Raw genomic sequence first — 15,860 nt, 5'->3', positions numbered from 1 at the left:
TTAGGTATGATTCTGTATTAAACGGGGAAAATACGTTAATGGAGGGATGACAATGGAGCAATACTTAACGATCGAAAAATTTAATAAGCTATTAATGAAATGGAACGGAAAAAAAGTAAGGGTAGTCAAACAGGAAATTGATGACTGTGATGAAATGATTATTGACCTCCAGGCTGTAAGCTACGAATCAAACCCCCATCGTCTGGATGAATATACACCCCTTCATTCCCTTCAATTAAATGGGACAGGACAAGTAGAAAATAGTGCTCTTAATATGGAGCAGCTACCTTCTTCTGTATATGAAATCCCACTTGAAGACTCATCATTGTACCAATTTGATGGTTCCCGCTTCTCGCTTACAACTGACAGAGGCATTTATACGATTGAAGTGATCGAATAAAAACTGCCGTCAGCTACATCGAGCTGGCGGCAGTAAGTTGTGCTTATATTAATGCAGGCTTCTTAGAGAAAAAACTCTTCATCGCATGGTATACATCTTTCTTTTCCTTTAACACATAGTGACGGAATTTTTCATCTGTTAAGGTGCTGTATGCTCGCATTAAGGTGGAGGGCCGGTTATAGCTATTTACTTCTCCATAGCCGAACATCTGAGAAGAGTCCATAATTTCATTAACTAGTCTTATACAAGTTGGATTATCAGAGGTAATGTTTTCCCCATCAGAAAAATGAAAAGGATAAATATTATAGCTAGATGGGCTATACCTGTCGTGAATTAACTCCAAGGCCTTGTAATATGCAGACGAACAAATCGTTCCCCCGCTCTCCCCTTTAGAAAAAAAGTCCTCTTCTGATACTACCTTTGCTTCAGTATGGTGGGCGATAAACTCTATTTCTACTGTTTCATACTTGGAACGAAGAAAACGGGTCATCCAAAAGAAAAAGCTGCGTGCTACATACTTTTCAAATGTCCCCATAGAGGCACTCGTATCCATCATAGCCAGTACAACCGCTTTAGACTCTGGCTTTGTCACCTCATTCCAGGTTTTAAACCGCAAATCATCATTGTAGATGGGCATTATACTAGCTTTCCCCTCCGTAGCATTACGCTTTATCGAAGTAAGAATCGTGCGTTTCTTATCAATATTTCCCATCAACCCTTTTTTCCGTATGTCATTAAATTCAATTTTCTCTGTAATGATGTTGTCCTGATCCTTCTGCTCTAGGTCTGGCAACTCCAACTCAGCGAATAATGCTTCCTCTAACTCTTCCAAGGAAACTTCCGCCTCATAATAGTCGGTACCCGGCTTATCTCCTGCTTTCTTCCCTTGGCCAGCTGCTTCTTTCCCCTTCTTATTTGGTTCACGGGCGATGACATCTCCAACCTGACTGTCTCCATTTCCCTGCCCGACATGTTTTGACTTGTCGTAATTATATCTGATTTTATACTCATCCAATGAACGTATTGGTATCTTAATAACATCGCGGCCATTCGACATAATAATACTTTCCTCACTTACTAGATCAGGGAGATTATTTTTTATCGCGTCTTTCACCTTATCAATATGTCGTTTTTGATCTTGATAGCCTTTGCGATGGAGGGACCAGTTTTCCTGGGAGACAACAAAGCTTTCCTTTTTCTCCTGCATAACCTCTCCTCCTATTTACTTTTCAAAGCGATAATGACTTTCTCTATCTTATGCAATCCGACTACAATTATTGCATTTTTTAAACTTTTTGGACACATTAATTAGAATTTCTTTTGTTAAGGCTTTTGCAGTAATACCATAGCAAAACGATATAAATTTTGAATATTTACAAATTTATTTAGCTTATGTATTCTATACTTAATTGAAAAGCTACAGAAATGCTGTTTTGCCCTACTCAGTAGAAGGAGTGGTAAGCTTGGACCATGTTACCCAACAACCTTATAAAAAGTTCCTAATGACTAGTTTACTTGCTATGACGTTTTATTTGGCATTCAGTGAAGGTATATCAAATATAGGCATTGCTACATCAACAGAGATTCCAGAACAACACATGATAATCGAAGGCTATGTTGTGTCCAAATCCTGGGACGGTATTTGGGTTGCCAAGGAAACCGCCAACAATTGGGAACGATTAACAAGCCTTTTCACACGTAGTAGCCACCATATATTTGTATCAAGGCACCAGGATATTGGTAATAAGCGTATCTTTCAATCCCTCACCATAAACGAGAGTGTGCAAATATACTGTGATTACCTTCGAGAATCAAACCCTGGAAAAACCTCAGCATATTACATAGAGAGCATTTCATAAAAGACGAAAAATCCTCCTATTGAACATTCTTCAATAGGAGGTTCTTCGCATCTATCTTATTAGGTTAGCTTATCGATTCAACAAACTTCCCACATACCGCAACAGCTCATTAGCGGATACAGAATTATAGCCATGTTCATCTATCAAACGCGAAATGACTTCATTAACCTTTTTCAATTGAGATTCATCTGGTGTTTTGGATGAAGTCGTAATTTTTACAATGTCCTTCAAGTCAGCAAATAATTTCTTTTGGATCGCTTCACGCAAACGATCATGAGAATTGTAGTCAAATCGTTTCCCTTTTCGGGCATATGCAGAAATTCGTATCAAGATCTCTTCCCTGAAAGCCTTTTTCGCATTTTCCGAAATGCCAATCTGTTCCTCAATCGAACGCATTAACTTTTCGTCCGGACTCATTTCCTCTCCGGTCAACTGGTCACGCAATTTGTTCTTATTGCAAAATGCTTCTACATTATCCAAGTAGTTATCCATCAATGTTTTTGCAGACTCTTCATAAGAGTAAACAAACGCCTTTTGGACTTCTTTTTTAGCGATCTCGTCGTATTCTTTTCGAGCCACTGAGATATAATTCATGTAGTCTTCTTTCGCTTCGTCTGAAATCGATGCATGCTGGTCAAGGCCATCTTTCAATGCACGTAATACATCCAATGCATTAATGGAAGGTATTTCTTTTCTAATAATCGCAGAAGAAATCCGGTTGATGACATAACGTGGGTCAATTCCGTTCATGCCCTCGACAGGGAACTCCTTTTTCAACTCTTCTACATCAATCTGGCTAAAACCTTCTACATTCTCTCCATCATAAAGGCGCATTTTCTTTACAATATCTACACTTTGCTTCTTGGAATCCTCCAGCCTTGTCAGTATAGAGAATATCGCCGCAACCTTCAGTGCATGTGGCGCAATATGAACATGCTTCATGTCACTTTCATTAATCATTTTTTCATAGATACGTTCTTCTTGGCTCACCCGTAGATTGTACGGAATTGGCATGACAATGATTCTAGAATGAAGTGCTTCATTTTTCTTATTGGAAATAAAGGAACGATACTCTGATTCATTCGTATGGGCAACGATTAATTCATCCGCACTAATAAGCGCAAATCGTCCGGCTTTAAAATTCCCCTCTTGTGTCAGGGAAAGCAGGTGCCATAGGAACTTTTCATCACATTTTAACATCTCTTGAAATTCCATCATTCCCCGGTTTGCCTTGTTCAATTCTCCATCAAATCGGTATGCCCGAGGGTCTGATTCGGATCCATATTCTGCTATCGTGGAGAAATCAATGCTCCCCGTCAGATCTGCGATGTCCTGAGACTTTGGATCAGAAGGGCTAAATGTTCCAATCCCAATCCGTTTATCCTCAGACAGAAATATTCGTTCTACTTTTACATTCTCAATTCTATCCTCATATTCTTTCTCGAGACGCATTGTATTTAATGGCGACAGACTGCCTTCAATTCGAATTCCGTAATCCGCATAAAAGTCTTCACGTAAATGCTTGGGAATTAAATGCAGAGGATCCTCATGCATCGGGCAGCCTTTTATGGCGTAAACGGCACCTTCGTCTGTTCTTGAATACTGTTCTAATCCTCGTTTTAGCATGGTTACAATAGTAGATTTACCGCCACTAACAGGCCCCATCAGCAGTAATATTCGCTTACGCACATCAAGTCGTTTAGCTGCTGGGTGAAAATACTCCTCCACCAAGCGCTCGATGGACTCCTCCAAACCAAATATCTCTTCGCCGAAAAAGTCGTACATTTTCCTGCCATTTCGCTCACTTAAACCAGAGTGCTTTATCATATTATAGACACGCGAATGTGCAGTCTGAGCAACTTCTGGCCTTTCCCGCACGATATCAAGATAATCTGCAAACGTGCCTTCCCACTTTAATGTTTTCTCTTCCTCGCGATACTGCTTCACTTTGTTTAGTATATCCATTAGATTCCCTCCATCTAGGGCATGGTTTATACAGTTTATGCAGCAGGCTCATTCATCATGACGGTTTGTTTTCTACAGGGACGTTCGTCCGCTTGATAGAACGAAAAACAAAATAGAAGTACAATGAACCGATGAGATAAAGTGTTGCGGTGATCGTGAACACATTGGCATACCCCCAATAGGAACCATACTTGAGTACAATGGAGGTGGAAACAGGGCCCATTAAAGCCCAGCCTAAATTAAACACCATCTGGTTCACTGAGTTCGCAAGTCCTTTCATCGAGTCATCCACCTGTGACATCATGAGTGAGGATTGAATTGGATTCCCTGCATTCATCAAGGCTTGCCTGAACAAGAAGCCAATGGTTGCCAGCAGTAAATTCTCCGTATAGGCTGTCAGCAGTAAAAATGGTAATGAAAGGAGTTGTAATGTGACAACCGCACGTACCTCACCCATCCTACTCACAACATAAGGTCCAATAAACATAGCAATTGCCGTTGCCGCTTGCCCAATAGAAATAATAAGGCCCACTATTGAATTGGAAGCATCAAATCTGTCAGCAAAATACAAATTCAAGTAAGGAATAACGAGTCCACTACCAAACCCAATTAACAGCTGTGCAACTGCGAAAAGGACAATAATCTTAAATCCGGTTTTATTCTTGATTACATACTGCTTGATATTAATCTTCTGCCCTTTATCAATCTTTGGTTTACGTTTTTCACTCAGTTTTAAGATAGGAAAGAAGGATAGAAAGTAAAATGCACTTCCGATAATCAACGTATACCGTATACTCTGCAAATCTGTTGTTAGAAGAGAGAATAAATCCGTTAAGGTTCCTCCAAGGATACTCCCAATAACATTGGCAACTGTTACAAGCGCTGCGTGCAAGCTAAACAGATGCACACGTTGCTTTAAAGCGGAATTTTCCGCAAGCCATGGAACCGTGGAAACTTGCAGGAAGGCAGTGAAAAGCCCTGTAGCAAATCCTGCTACTAGTAACATAGATTCCACTTCAATTATACTTCTTAAAAATAAAACTATCCCTGAAGCCAGTATTCCGAAACCCATAATACGTTTACGTCCCATTTTATCACTGAGGAAACCGGCTGGTACGAGGATAATGGCCGTAGCAAGTGCGGTAAGCGCAATAACTTCTCCATTTACATTCTGACTATAGCCAAGCTCTCTTATATAGAAGTTATAAACAACCATAAAAATACCTAGACCAATCTGGGAAAAGATATTTGCCAGAATAGCTAGTTTAATATTGTTGTTATAGGATTTAAATTGTGTTGACCATTCCTGAAAAAATCGTATGATGTCCGCCACCTTATTATTTCGTGTCCCTAAATATATTAGCTACAAATGAGAGAAAAGTAAATACAAAATGTTTAGATTTACAGAAAATTATTGATCATTACGTCACACCGTGATATAGTCACACCATGACATAAATTGAAATGAGGAATGTCAATGAGTCTTGTCCATGTCATTAAAAAATATATCCCCATGACCGAAACTGCTTTTTACATCTTACTATCCCTCACAGAGCCACGTCATGGCTATGGCATCATGAACCATGTAAAAGAACTAACAAATGAGCGAATTAAGCTTGGTTCTGGAACTGTTTATGGAACGCTAACCAAAATGCAGCGAGATGGCATTATCTCCGTGTCTGCCGATGGAAAACGAAAAACCATTTATGAAATCACTTCTATTGGGAGAGAACTTATTACGTTGGAAATCGACAGGCTTGCGGAATTACATAACAATGGTCAAAAATATAAGGGGGTATTTGATGAAGATCCGCCTGTTTAAACCTTTTTGGAGTTATGATTTACCTAAAACGGAAGGATGGCTAGAGGAAATGGCACAGGATGGATTCAAGCTACTTTCCATCAACCTATTTTTCCGAACATTCACCTTTGAAAAATCCGATCCCACCACGGCAACCTATCATATTAACTACGATCCATCGCCAAACCCACTGCCTAACGCATTAACGGAAGATGGATGGAAGACTACTTTACAAAAGAGGAATTGGTCTATTCTTTGTAAGTTTGCGCAAAGAAACGAGGTACAAACTTGGCCTGTTCGAACAGCTATTCATTCACGTAACAATAAGCTTCAGTATCTCTTTGGAGGGCTTGGACTTCTGTTGTCTTTTGCAACCTTCGTGCATGTTCTACTTTTCCTTTTGGTGGCATCGACTAACACTGTAACAATTCCGGGATTAATTGGAGGGCTCTCTCCTTTTTTGTTTTTAATTTACCTGTCAACATGGATTTTTTCCCTTTATTCCTATTTCAAGCTACAGAAATCAAATGATAGGATCCTTACTGAATTGGCACCGGTTTCCTCAACCTCCTACCCATTGCCTGTTGAAGGCCAATACGTAGTGAAATGGAAATTTGGATGGATGTATGCACCGGATAAATTAGAGAAATGGTTAGAGAAAATGGCAGCAGCAGGCTATCATCTTAAGAAAGTAAGTCCAAGAGGTATTAAGTTCTATTTTATAATGGGTAAACCGAGATTAATTAAGTATCAAATCGACTACCGAGGAACAGGGAAAACAGGCTACATGTCCATTCACCGTGATGCCGGCTGGGAGGATATGTTTACCTCTACTATCATGTTTTCAGAATGGACGATTTGGCGACAGACCTATTCAAAAAACGAAGATCCTCCCATTATGCATAGTGATCAGGAAGGTGCTAAAAAACAGGCTAGAAAAGTAGCGATCATGAATACCTGTATCTTCTCACCTGTTCTGCTTTTAAATATCCTTGTGACCTATCAAAGATTGTCATGGCAGCAGATTCCCTCCACCACATTAGAGGTAACGAACTTCTTTCTTCAATTAGTTCTCATCACCTTATTTGGCTCCTTCTTTGTTCGATCATGGGCCTATTATGTGAGAGTGAGGAAAAAATTCCCAAACTAAAAGAGGGTGTGACAAAGATGCTTTAGGTACATAAAAACCCGAACTAACCTTGAATAAAGGAGAGTTCGGGTTATTTTTAATTTAAACGTAGGCAGAAAACGGAGACTCCAACGGGAACAGCACGAGTCGAAGACCCCACAGTGGTGCCCTTTCCACGAGGAGGCTGAGGCCGTGCCCGTGGAAAGCGGAGTGTTCTGCCAAAGTGATGCTAGAAAGTATTATTCGCATTTAAGCATTGAAACTTTAGTTATGTCCAGCCTCTTTACTTTTTATATATTTTCAATAAATCGACGGATAACATCCACTCCACCAATTAAGGTTCCAAGTGAGCTACCAAGGTTGGTTAGTAGGATAACTAACAGTACGCGGGTCACTTTATTTTGCCAAAAGCCCTTCACAGTAAATACATCTTCCGTCAAGGTTTCAAAGTCGCCCACATTCGGTCTCTTAAGATAAGCTTGTACAAAACCTGCAAACCACCCTGCCGCAAGAAGCGGATTTAAAGATGTCAGCGGTGCTACAATAAAGGCGGTTAAAATCGTTAAAGGATGGCCTAATGCAATGGTCGTTCCTATCGCAGACAAGGAGCCGTTCCAGACTACCCAGCTTATCGTTTGCTGCCAACCAGCAGTTGGATTAGCGATAAAGGTGTATGCAATAACAGCTAAAATGACAAATGGAATGGCCCAACCAATGATTTTAGGCATCGGTGATTTAGCTGGAAGCTCGGTTAACTTGTTTAAATCATGCTCCCGCTTTATCTCCTCTTTAATCCCTGGAACATGTGCAGCCCCAAGCACTGCAACGATTTTCTTACCAGGAGCATCCTTAATCTTTTGTGACAAATACTGATCACGTTCATCAATCAAGGGGGTTTTTAATTCTGGAAAATGCTCTGTGAATTCATGAAGAATCGTATTAATCGTATCCTGATTCTTCATTTTTTCCAATTCTTCTTCTGAAATGCTTTCCTTGCTAAATATACCGGCAATTACCTGCATTAGCAGGATCGCCTTCCCTTTAATACCGATTCCTCGCCAAATACGAGAAAAGGTGGTCTGGATATTACGATCCGCAAGCACCAGTTCTGCCCCTGTCTCTTTTGCTGATTCAATGCCCTGGATCATTTCTTGTCCAGGGTTAATATCAAACTGTTTAGCCATTCTTTTTTGGAAAGAAGATATGGCCAAATTCATCAATAATAGGGTAGCCTTCTTTTCCTTAATCACCTTGAAAATGTCCATATTGCGCCAGCGGTTTTCATCTTGAATAGATTGGTATCGTTGTTCATCCAGCTCCACACAAACTGCATCAGGGTTTTCTCTTTCAATAACTTCCTTCACTTGCTCTGCACTATGTCTAGAAACATGTGCCGTGCCGATAAGGATAAATTCTTTCTCATCTATATGTATTCGCGTTATATTCTCTTCCGTCATGGGTTACCTTCCTTTTAATCGGTATGCTCTCATTATACTTGAAAATTATTTAATTTTATAGTGTATCAAGTAAAAGTACAAAGTTCCAAACAAAAATAACTCTTGCATTACAAGGTAAATGATTTTATAATCAACACATACCTTGTAATACAAGATATGTGAATGGGGTGAAAATTTCTTGTCAACAACACAAATGATGAAGGGAATTCTTGATGGATGTCTGCTCTCCATTATTAGCGAGAAAGAGGTTTACGGCTATGAGCTCGCAGAAAAGCTAGAGGGATATGGATTTCATTCCTTTAGCGAGGGAACAATCTATCCCCTACTCCTGCGAATGCAAAAAGAAGAGCTAGTAACATCTACATTAAAGAAATCTACTGCAGGACCTAAACGAAAATACTATTCCCTCACACCCAAAGGGGAAAATGAACTTAAACAATTTAAAACAAAATGGAGCGATCTTCAAACTACGGTTAATAATGTGTTTAACAAGAAGACGTTGTAATAAAGGAGGAGGTTTTTATATGAAGGAGTTTGAGTTGTCTAAAAGAAGCCAAACATTTATTGAAGATTTACGTGTATATTTATTTTCCAGTGGAAAAAAGGAAGAGGAAATTGATGAGATCGTTACAGAGCTCGAAAGTCATTTAATGGAAGCTGAAAAGAGAGGAAAGTCTACAGAGGATATTATCGGTAAATCTCCGAAAAAGTACATGGAGCAACTATCAAACGAGATGAAAATAGACTATAAAACATGGTTGAAGTATTATGTCATCATCATTGCCGGGGTTTTTGCAATTACTATTATTGGTGACATACTCAATGGTCCAATTTCATATTCCTTGCTAGAAATTGGTGGTTCTCTTGTCATTAGTTTGCTTTTTATTATGCTTACCTTTTGGGTATTTAGGCTCGTTTCGTCTCGAACCCTTACTTATGGGGTTCAAGGTTTACTTTTCTTCCTTTTGGCCATTGTTCCCTTAGGATTATTTTTTGGAATCGAGTTTGCAGATAGATCGATCACCACCCCGGTAATAGAATTCGGCACAATTGGAACATGGGTTGCTGGTGGCATTACCATGATTTTCTTAATCGGTGTTTCTATATGGGCAAAAACATTTATTTTACCAATTGTTGCTGCCTTTCTCACATTGCCCGAATACTTGCTTGGATTCATAAATATGGAAGAGGAAGCAATGCTAATTTGGAGCACGATCATCACTTATGCTGGAATTGGTGCATACCTTCTATTCTCATTAAAACGAACAAAATAGTTGTAGAGGTGCTGCTTTTAGCATATTTGTGCAGCACCTAGCCATATAAGGTATACTAAGGGAGAATTAAAAAGGAGTGATAAAATTGAGTAAATCGAAAGCTCAAAAGCAGCGACAGAAACGGATGAGGGAAGGGAAAATGGATCCTACAAAGCTTCGCAGTCCATTTGCAAATCTAGATATGCAAACAAGAAAGACCAAGACGAAAAAGGATTACCTATATCGCACGAAATACCAGAATCGTTTTCCAGATCATCAAGGAGACGATTCTTTTTTATTTTCTTTTTAGCGAAGTAGTAGCCCTATCTTTTACGAAACCCACACCCCACAAAATATTGTAGCTTCATATATTGATGAATACTCCGGGCATCTCGTCCCTCTATGGTATATGGATTTATTTCTTCAGCTAGACGTTTCATAAACATCCGGTCACAGGCACAGTTTGGCCCACCATGTTGCTTATAGCATCGATCATGATCCCGACAAGCAGCATCAACCGCATTAATTGGCGGTCCCGGTCCGCTACACCCCGGACCACAGTACCTATATCCTTTTGGGAAACAAATCCCCCTGCAATTCCTCCCTCTCACCATTGCCACCTCCTTTGTACAAGGTATTCCATAAGGCAACAGAAGGTATATGCACTTTTCATACCTCTAGAAATTTTTAACAAATTATTTACACTAATTGTAAATTGGCTTAATAATTGCTTGTTATAGTATAGAGGCACTACACAATCATTCGTTGGAGGTATATTATGCTTAAAAAGTTTGCAACATTAGGTTTAACTGTCGGACTAGCTGCTGGAATTCTAAGTGCGTGCGGAGATTCTGGAGAGGCAGAAGGATCAAGTAGCTACAAACCAGAGGAATTAACTGTCCAATTCGTACCTTCTCAAAATGCAGATACATTGGAAGCAAAAGCAAAACCACTTGAAGATTTGCTTTCCGAAAGACTGGATATCCCAGTTAAAGTTAGTGTATCAACCAACTACAATACAATTATTGAAGCGATGGACTCTAAACAAGTCGATGTGGGATTTTTACCACCAACAGCCTACGTACTAGCTAAAGATAAAGGTGCCGCAGAGGTAATGCTCCAGGCACAACGATACGGAGTAGAAGATGAAACTGGACAACCAACAGATGAGCTTGTTGATTTCTATAAATCTATCTTTGTTGTAAAGAAGGATTCTGGTATTAAAAGTCTTGAAGATTTAAAAGGAAAGAAAATTGCCTTCCAGGATGTTACATCATCAGCAGGCTATGTATGGCCGGCAGCATCACTGATGGATGCAGGGTTAGATCCACTTGAAGATGTAGATGGTATTACAGTAAAAGGGCATGACCAAGGAATTATCTCCGTGTTAAACGGTGACGTAGACGCAGCTGTTGTCTTCCAGGATGCACGTAACACGGTAGCTGGTGATTACCCAGAAGTATTTGAAGAAACAGAAATCCTTGAATTTACGGAAGGGATTCCTAACGATACCGTATCTGTACGTTCTGATATGGATCAAGAATGGGTGGATAAGATCACCGAAGCATTTATTGACATTGGAAAAGATGAAGAAGGACATGAGATTATTAAAGAGATTTATACACATGAAGGCTATGTAGAATCAGAAGATAGCAACTTTGATATCGTTCGTGATTATGCTGAAAAGGTAAAAACAGAGTAGAATATCACCAAAATCACCTATATGTTTAAAACGTAGCCAGGCGATCCTTCGTCCTGGCTACCTATTTCTAATGAAAGTTGGTTTATTATCATGATAGAGTTTCAAAATGTATCTAAGACTTACCCAAATGGAACAAAAGGTTTAAAAGATATAAATGTCACCATCAATCCGGGAGAGTTTGTCGTTATCGTTGGTTTGTCTGGAGCAGGTAAATCCACGTTTTTACGTTCCATCAACAGGTTGCATGAAGTTACCGAAGGCGAAATTTTTGTTGGAGGGACTTCCATTACGAAGGCAAACGGAAAACAATTAAGAAGAATGCGTCGTGACATCGGCATGATTTTTCAACAGTTTAACCTAGTAAAACGTACAACAGTTATAAATAACGTTCTGTCTGGACGTGTTGGCTATCATTCTACCTTCCGTACCATGCTTGGTATTTATCCAAAGGCCGATACGGAGCTTGCCTTACAGTCACTTGAACGCGTGAACCTTGTAGAGAAAGCTTATACTAGGTCTGACCAGCTTTCTGGTGGACAGCAACAGCGTGTTTCCATCGCCCGCACACTTGCCCAGGAGGCAAAGGTGATTTTAGCTGATGAACCAGTAGCTTCACTTGATCCTTTGACCACAACACAAGTGATGGATGATTTGAAGAAGATCAATCAAGAGCTTGGTATTACGACTGTTGTGAACTTACATTTCATCGATATCGCGCGCCAGTATGCCACTAGAATCATCGGCCTGAATGCTGGCGAAATTGTTTTTGATGGACCAGTTGAAGAGGCAACAGATCAAAAGTTAGCAGAAATTTATGGCCAAAAGTTAGAAACCGCCGACGAAGAAGCAAGTGAGGTGCCTTATGTCGCAACTAGCTGAACCTTTACGTCCGACACCACCAAGAAAACTGAAGCTTTACTTCACCATTTTCTTACTAGCACTTTTCCTTTTTGCCAGTGCTTATCAAACCGATAGTACTTTTTCGGAGTTATTTACAGGTCTACCTAATATGACGGGGCTCCTTGTGGATATGGTGCCACCAAACTGGGCCTATCTTGATAACATCACACCAGCAATGTTCGAAACAATTCGTATGGCTGTAGTAGGAACAACCATTGGAGCTGTGTTAGCAATCCCCATTGCGCTTTTGTCGGCAAGCAATGTTTTTCAAAGCTCTTGGATTTGGTATCCGGTTCGCTTTGTACTTAACCTTGTGCGTACTATTCCTGAACTTTTACTTGCTGCAATCTTTGTAGCTATTTTTGGTTTAGGTCCATTACCAGGAATTTTTGCGTTGGGGATTTTTTCTGTTGGAATCATCGCTAAACTGACATACGAGGCGATTGAATCGATCGATAAAGGACCACTGGAGTCTATGACTGCTGTTGGAGCAAATAAGCTGCAATGGATTCGCTGCGCGGTCGTTCCACAGGTTTCCGCTCACTTTATTACATATGTACTGTACACTTTTGAAGTAAACATACGTGCTGCGGCAATTCTCGGCCTCGTTGGAGCCGGTGGAATTGGTCTTTACTACGATCGCACGCTTGGTTTCTTAGAATACGATAAGGTAAGTACGATTATTCTCTTCACATTAGTTGTCGTGCTTATCATTGATTACTTTAGTGGAAAGCTTAGGGAGAAATTACTATGATACGACCACAAAAACCAAAGAAGAAAATTGGACTGTATATATTAATCTATGGATCGCTTTTGCTACTTTACGTATGGGCATTTTCTGGTGTTCCCATGGACGGATTTAAGGATACTGCTGGCCAAATTTCAAAAGCCATTTTCAGTGGGATATTCTCACCAGACTGGGATTATGTTTACTTACCTGATGGAGAAGACTTGCTCCGCGGGCTGCTTGATACCTTAGCCATTGCGGTGTTAGGGACATTTATCTCAGCTATATTATGTATTCCATTTGCCTTTTGGGCATCAAAGAATATGAATCGAGCGAGATTTACGACAGGTACTGGGAAATTTATGCTTAGTTTTATCCGTACTTTCCCAGAGCTAGTAATGGCACTCCTGTTTATTAAGGCAGTTGGCCCAGGCTCATTTGCAGGGGTTTTAGCTTTAGGACTTCACTCCATCGGAATGCTAGGAAAATTATTTTCCGAGGAAGTTGAAGCAATTGATCCCGGCCCTTCTGAGGCGTTGGCTGCTACAGGTGCGAACAGAATCCAGACACTTCGTCTAGCTGTTCTCCCTCAAGTACTGCCAGGATTTATTTCCTATACGCTCTACCGTTTTGAGATTAATCTACGTTCTGCCAGTATTCTTGGCATCATCGGTGCTGGTGGAATTGGAACACCATTAATTTTCGCCATGCAGTCAAGGGATTGGGAGCGAGTGGGCATTATTCTACTCGGCATTATCGTAATGGTCGTGCTCGTTGATATGATATCAGGATTTTTACGTAAGCGCGTTGTATAAAGTGAAACTGCAATCAATGGGGGTTTTCCTTCTTCCCCCACTGATTGTTAGTTGAACGAATCGGGGTGTTAGCGTCCGTTTACTCCTACTTAAACATCACAGTTTCACCTCATGTTTTGAAGTGGGAGTCTTACGGACGGTTGCTCCGGGATAATTTTAGTATTTTGAGTAGCAGCACCGAACGATGGCGCTGTTTTTTTCTTGGGGTTAACTCTCAAGCACTTCTAAAAACGCTCTCATAGAAGGAGAGACCCATTTATTTTTATGCATAGCGGTAAATATCCCCACCTGTTCACGTTGGGAGTTGTGTACTTCCTTCAGTTCTCCACTTTTCATGAAATTTTCCACTGTAAAGGTAGGTAGCATCGCGTTTCCCAGACCACAAAGTACGCTTTGCTTGATGGCTTCAACACTGGGCAACTCAACTCGCGAAATAAACTCTTGTCCTCCTCCCTTTAAATACTCCTCTACTAACGGCCGCCAACTGCACGTATATTCCGTTACAAGCATGGTATCTGGCATTGTTGCAGCATCAGCTGTAACGTGGATAAGTTCATCTTGTTTAATCAGGTTTGTTACTAATTCAGTAGGATTGAAGTTTAACGTTTCTACCAAAATCGCTGCATCTATATCACCTTTCTTTAATTGGCCGGTAAGATTATCATATTGAATAGATTTCATAGTCAGCTCTACAAGTGGGTACTTTTCGCGAAATCTTTTGATAATCGTAGGAAGCCAGTAGATCATTAACGATTCACTTGCACCTATAGTCAGTTGTCCAGAAGGCTCTGAGGTGTCTTGTATGGCTTCCTTTGATTTTGCGTAAAGCCTGACGATATTCTCTGCATAGGGAAGGAATTTCTTCCCTGCTTCTGTTAACACCATCTTCCTACCCAGGCGATCAAAAATAGGTCTCCCAAGTTCCTGCTCCAAATCTTTCATATGTGTAGTAACCGATGACTGCGCATACCCCAATTCATCTGCTGCTTTTTTGTATCCATCCAATTCAACAATCGTTATAAAGGTGATTAACTGTCTAAGTTCCATTTTATATCCCCCTCCAAAAGTTCAATATTGTTGAACTTTATTATCAAAAACATCCGTTTTACTGAACTATATATATACTATATGATGGAATCAGCAATAACACAAGGAGCTGAATATATCTATGAAGATTATGGCACTATTGGGTAGTTCACGCAGGGATGGTAATACGGAGTATCTTGTTAATAAAGCTTTAGAAGGAATTAAACACACAGAGACCTACTTGCGTGAAAAACAAATTGAACCTATTATAGATCAACGTCATGTACCAGGTGGATTCGATAAGGTAGAGGATGAATATGAAACGTTATTCTTTGAATTTCTGGAGCAGGATATTATCATATTTGTAACACCATTGTACTGGTTCGGAATGTCAGCTCAGATGAAAGCATTCATTGATAGATGGAGCCAATATATGCAGGACAAACGAATAAACTTCAAAGAAGCAATGAAAGGTAAAAAAATATATGTCATCACAGCAGGAGAAAATCCACACCCGAGGACAGCTGCTCTTCCTTTAATCTTACAGTTTCAAGCAATTTGTGAGTATATGGGAATGGATTTTGCGGATTATATTATTGCCAAAGGAAATAAACCAAAAGAAGTGGTACAAGACACCATGGCACTTGCAAAAGCTTCTCTGTGGAATGAAGAGCTAAAGAACACAAAATAAAGCTTGTAAAAACTCTTTCCATGTCTCCTAAAGAAACAACCCAGATGAGCTAAATTATCTGGGTTAAAAGCCTGCCAATTCAACCATTTCGCTTAAAAATGCTATACTACTTATCGATCGCATTTTACATAAGGG

At 40.0% G+C, this 15,860-nt stretch carries 18 protein-coding genes; 12 read left to right on the top strand and 6 right to left on the bottom strand.

All coding sequences use genetic code 11. The features are described 5' to 3' along the window. Positions 1 to 52 precede the first annotated feature (52 nt). The gene (locus BN985_RS03485) at positions 53 to 400 is read left to right on the top strand and encodes a hypothetical protein (RefSeq protein WP_042221119.1); all 348 of its coding nucleotides are present in this window, start codon (positions 53 to 55) and stop codon (positions 398 to 400) included. A 43-nt stretch (positions 401 to 443) separates the two neighbouring features. Here the strand turns inward: BN985_RS03485 and yhbH are convergent, their stop codons facing one another. Next, a complete protein-coding gene (gene yhbH, locus BN985_RS03480; protein ID WP_042221118.1) occupies positions 444 to 1,607 on the bottom strand; it encodes a sporulation protein YhbH in 1,164 nt (387 codons plus the stop codon). 256 nt (positions 1,608 to 1,863) lie between these two features. Here yhbH and BN985_RS03475 point away from each other — a divergent pair, with 256 nt between their 5' ends. Beyond that, complete coding sequence (locus BN985_RS03475; RefSeq protein WP_052360597.1) at positions 1,864 to 2,259, top strand: DUF3221 domain-containing protein; 396 nt, start codon at positions 1,864 to 1,866, stop codon at positions 2,257 to 2,259. 69 nt (positions 2,260 to 2,328) lie between these two features. Here BN985_RS03475 and BN985_RS03470 read toward each other — a convergent pair whose 3' ends face one another. Both BN985_RS03470 and BN985_RS03465 read right to left on the bottom strand, forming a co-directional pair. After that, entirely contained in the window at positions 2,329 to 4,224 is a 1,896-nt protein-coding gene (locus tag BN985_RS03470) for a PrkA family serine protein kinase (RefSeq protein ID WP_042221116.1), read from the bottom strand. A gap of 55 nt (positions 4,225 to 4,279) precedes the next feature. After that, entirely contained in the window at positions 4,280 to 5,548 is a 1,269-nt protein-coding gene (locus BN985_RS03465; RefSeq protein ID WP_232225568.1) for an MFS transporter, read from the bottom strand. Positions 5,549 to 5,701: 153 nt separating this feature from the next. On the opposite strand from BN985_RS03465, the gene BN985_RS03460 reads away from it, so the two are divergent. Beyond that, positions 5,702 to 6,046: a PadR family transcriptional regulator gene (locus tag BN985_RS03460; protein WP_042221115.1), complete on the top strand. Its 345-nt coding sequence runs from the start codon at positions 5,702 to 5,704 to the stop codon at positions 6,044 to 6,046. After that, complete coding sequence (locus BN985_RS03455) at positions 6,027 to 7,175, top strand: DUF2812 domain-containing protein (RefSeq protein WP_042221113.1); 1,149 nt, start codon at positions 6,027 to 6,029, stop codon at positions 7,173 to 7,175. The genes BN985_RS03460 and BN985_RS03455 overlap by 20 nt, the downstream gene beginning before the upstream one ends. Positions 7,176 to 7,444: 269 nt before the next feature. On the opposite strand, the gene BN985_RS03450 is transcribed toward BN985_RS03455, so the two are convergent. Then, entirely contained in the window at positions 7,445 to 8,611 is a 1,167-nt protein-coding gene (locus BN985_RS03450) for a TraB/GumN family protein (RefSeq protein ID WP_042221112.1), read from the bottom strand. 193 nt (positions 8,612 to 8,804) lie between these two features. On the opposite strand from BN985_RS03450, the gene BN985_RS03445 reads away from it, so the two are divergent. The 3 genes from BN985_RS03445 to BN985_RS03435 all read left to right on the top strand — a co-directional run bounded on the left by BN985_RS03445 (position 8,805) and on the right by BN985_RS03435 (position 10,174). After that, on the top strand, positions 8,805 to 9,116 hold the full coding sequence (locus tag BN985_RS03445) for a PadR family transcriptional regulator (protein ID WP_042222881.1): 312 nt from the start codon (positions 8,805 to 8,807) through the stop codon (positions 9,114 to 9,116). A 19-nt stretch (positions 9,117 to 9,135) separates the two neighbouring features. Beyond that, the gene (locus BN985_RS03440) at positions 9,136 to 9,885 is read left to right on the top strand and encodes an HAAS domain-containing protein (protein ID WP_042221111.1); all 750 of its coding nucleotides are present in this window, start codon (positions 9,136 to 9,138) and stop codon (positions 9,883 to 9,885) included. 85 nt (positions 9,886 to 9,970) lie between these two features. Continuing rightward, a complete protein-coding gene (locus BN985_RS03435) occupies positions 9,971 to 10,174 on the top strand; it encodes a hypothetical protein (protein ID WP_042221110.1) in 204 nt (67 codons plus the stop codon). 13 nt (positions 10,175 to 10,187) lie between these two features. On the opposite strand, the gene BN985_RS03430 is transcribed toward BN985_RS03435, so the two are convergent. After that, positions 10,188 to 10,478 (bottom strand): hypothetical protein, encoded by a 291-nt coding sequence (locus BN985_RS03430; protein WP_042221109.1) that lies wholly within the window; start codon positions 10,476 to 10,478, stop codon positions 10,188 to 10,190. A 164-nt stretch (positions 10,479 to 10,642) separates the two neighbouring features. Here BN985_RS03430 and BN985_RS03425 point away from each other — a divergent pair, with 164 nt between their 5' ends. The 4 genes from BN985_RS03425 (at position 10,643) to phnE (BN985_RS03410) (ending at position 14,008) form a co-directional block, all read left to right on the top strand. Further along, entirely contained in the window at positions 10,643 to 11,566 is a 924-nt protein-coding gene (locus tag BN985_RS03425; RefSeq protein WP_042221108.1) for a phosphate/phosphite/phosphonate ABC transporter substrate-binding protein, read from the top strand. 90 nt (positions 11,567 to 11,656) lie between these two features. Then, complete coding sequence (phnC, locus tag BN985_RS03420) at positions 11,657 to 12,445, top strand: phosphonate ABC transporter ATP-binding protein (RefSeq protein WP_042221106.1); 789 nt, start codon at positions 11,657 to 11,659, stop codon at positions 12,443 to 12,445. Continuing rightward, positions 12,429 to 13,220: a phosphonate ABC transporter, permease protein PhnE gene (phnE, locus tag BN985_RS03415; protein ID WP_042221105.1), complete on the top strand. Its 792-nt coding sequence runs from the start codon at positions 12,429 to 12,431 to the stop codon at positions 13,218 to 13,220. The genes phnC and phnE (BN985_RS03415) overlap by 17 nt, the downstream gene beginning before the upstream one ends. Further along, entirely contained in the window at positions 13,217 to 14,008 is a 792-nt protein-coding gene (gene phnE, locus BN985_RS03410) for a phosphonate ABC transporter, permease protein PhnE (RefSeq protein ID WP_042221103.1), read from the top strand. The genes phnE (BN985_RS03415) and phnE (BN985_RS03410) overlap by 4 nt, the downstream gene beginning before the upstream one ends. 207 nt (positions 14,009 to 14,215) lie before the next feature. Here the strand turns inward: phnE (BN985_RS03410) and BN985_RS03405 are convergent, their stop codons facing one another. After that, the gene (locus BN985_RS03405; RefSeq protein WP_042221102.1) at positions 14,216 to 15,055 is read right to left on the bottom strand and encodes a LysR family transcriptional regulator; all 840 of its coding nucleotides are present in this window, start codon (positions 15,053 to 15,055) and stop codon (positions 14,216 to 14,218) included. A 121-nt stretch (positions 15,056 to 15,176) separates the two neighbouring features. Here BN985_RS03405 and BN985_RS03400 point away from each other — a divergent pair, with 121 nt between their 5' ends. Then, positions 15,177 to 15,725, top strand: coding sequence for a flavodoxin family protein (locus BN985_RS03400; RefSeq protein ID WP_042221100.1), 549 nt, complete (start codon positions 15,177 to 15,179; stop codon positions 15,723 to 15,725). Positions 15,726 to 15,860: the final 135 nt, after the last annotated feature.

This window comes from Oceanobacillus manasiensis, from assembly GCF_000724085.1.
Classification (GTDB): Bacteria; Bacillota; Bacilli; order Bacillales; family Amphibacillaceae; genus Oceanobacillus_B; species Oceanobacillus_B manasiensis.
Note: the sequence above shows the minus strand (reverse complement) of the source record. Positions and strands in the feature narration are given on the sequence as shown.

Coding starts and splice junctions, on each gene's coding strand:
- BN985_RS03485 (WP_042221119.1), top strand. CDS start 53: ATGGAGCAATACTTAACGATCGAAAAATTTAATAAGCTATTAATGAAA.
- yhbH (WP_042221118.1), bottom strand. CDS start 1,607: ATGCAGGAGAAAAAGGAAAGCTTTGTTGTCTCCCAGGAAAACTGGTCC.
- BN985_RS03470 (WP_042221116.1), bottom strand. CDS start 4,224: ATGGATATACTAAACAAAGTGAAGCAGTATCGCGAGGAAGAGAAAACA.
- BN985_RS03460 (WP_042221115.1), top strand. CDS start 5,702: ATGAGTCTTGTCCATGTCATTAAAAAATATATCCCCATGACCGAAACT.
- BN985_RS03455 (WP_042221113.1), top strand. CDS start 6,027: ATGAAGATCCGCCTGTTTAAACCTTTTTGGAGTTATGATTTACCTAAA.
- BN985_RS03450 (WP_042221112.1), bottom strand. CDS start 8,611: ATGACGGAAGAGAATATAACGCGAATACATATAGATGAGAAAGAATTT.
- BN985_RS03445 (WP_042222881.1), top strand. CDS start 8,805: ATGATGAAGGGAATTCTTGATGGATGTCTGCTCTCCATTATTAGCGAG.
- BN985_RS03440 (WP_042221111.1), top strand. CDS start 9,136: ATGAAGGAGTTTGAGTTGTCTAAAAGAAGCCAAACATTTATTGAAGAT.
- BN985_RS03430 (WP_042221109.1), bottom strand. CDS start 10,478: ATGGTGAGAGGGAGGAATTGCAGGGGGATTTGTTTCCCAAAAGGATAT.
- BN985_RS03425 (WP_042221108.1), top strand. CDS start 10,643: ATGCTTAAAAAGTTTGCAACATTAGGTTTAACTGTCGGACTAGCTGCT.
- phnC (WP_042221106.1), top strand. CDS start 11,657: ATGATAGAGTTTCAAAATGTATCTAAGACTTACCCAAATGGAACAAAA.
- phnE (WP_042221105.1), top strand. CDS start 12,429: ATGTCGCAACTAGCTGAACCTTTACGTCCGACACCACCAAGAAAACTG.
- phnE (WP_042221103.1), top strand. CDS start 13,217: ATGATACGACCACAAAAACCAAAGAAGAAAATTGGACTGTATATATTA.
- BN985_RS03405 (WP_042221102.1), bottom strand. CDS start 15,055: ATGGAACTTAGACAGTTAATCACCTTTATAACGATTGTTGAATTGGAT.
- BN985_RS03400 (WP_042221100.1), top strand. CDS start 15,177: ATGAAGATTATGGCACTATTGGGTAGTTCACGCAGGGATGGTAATACG.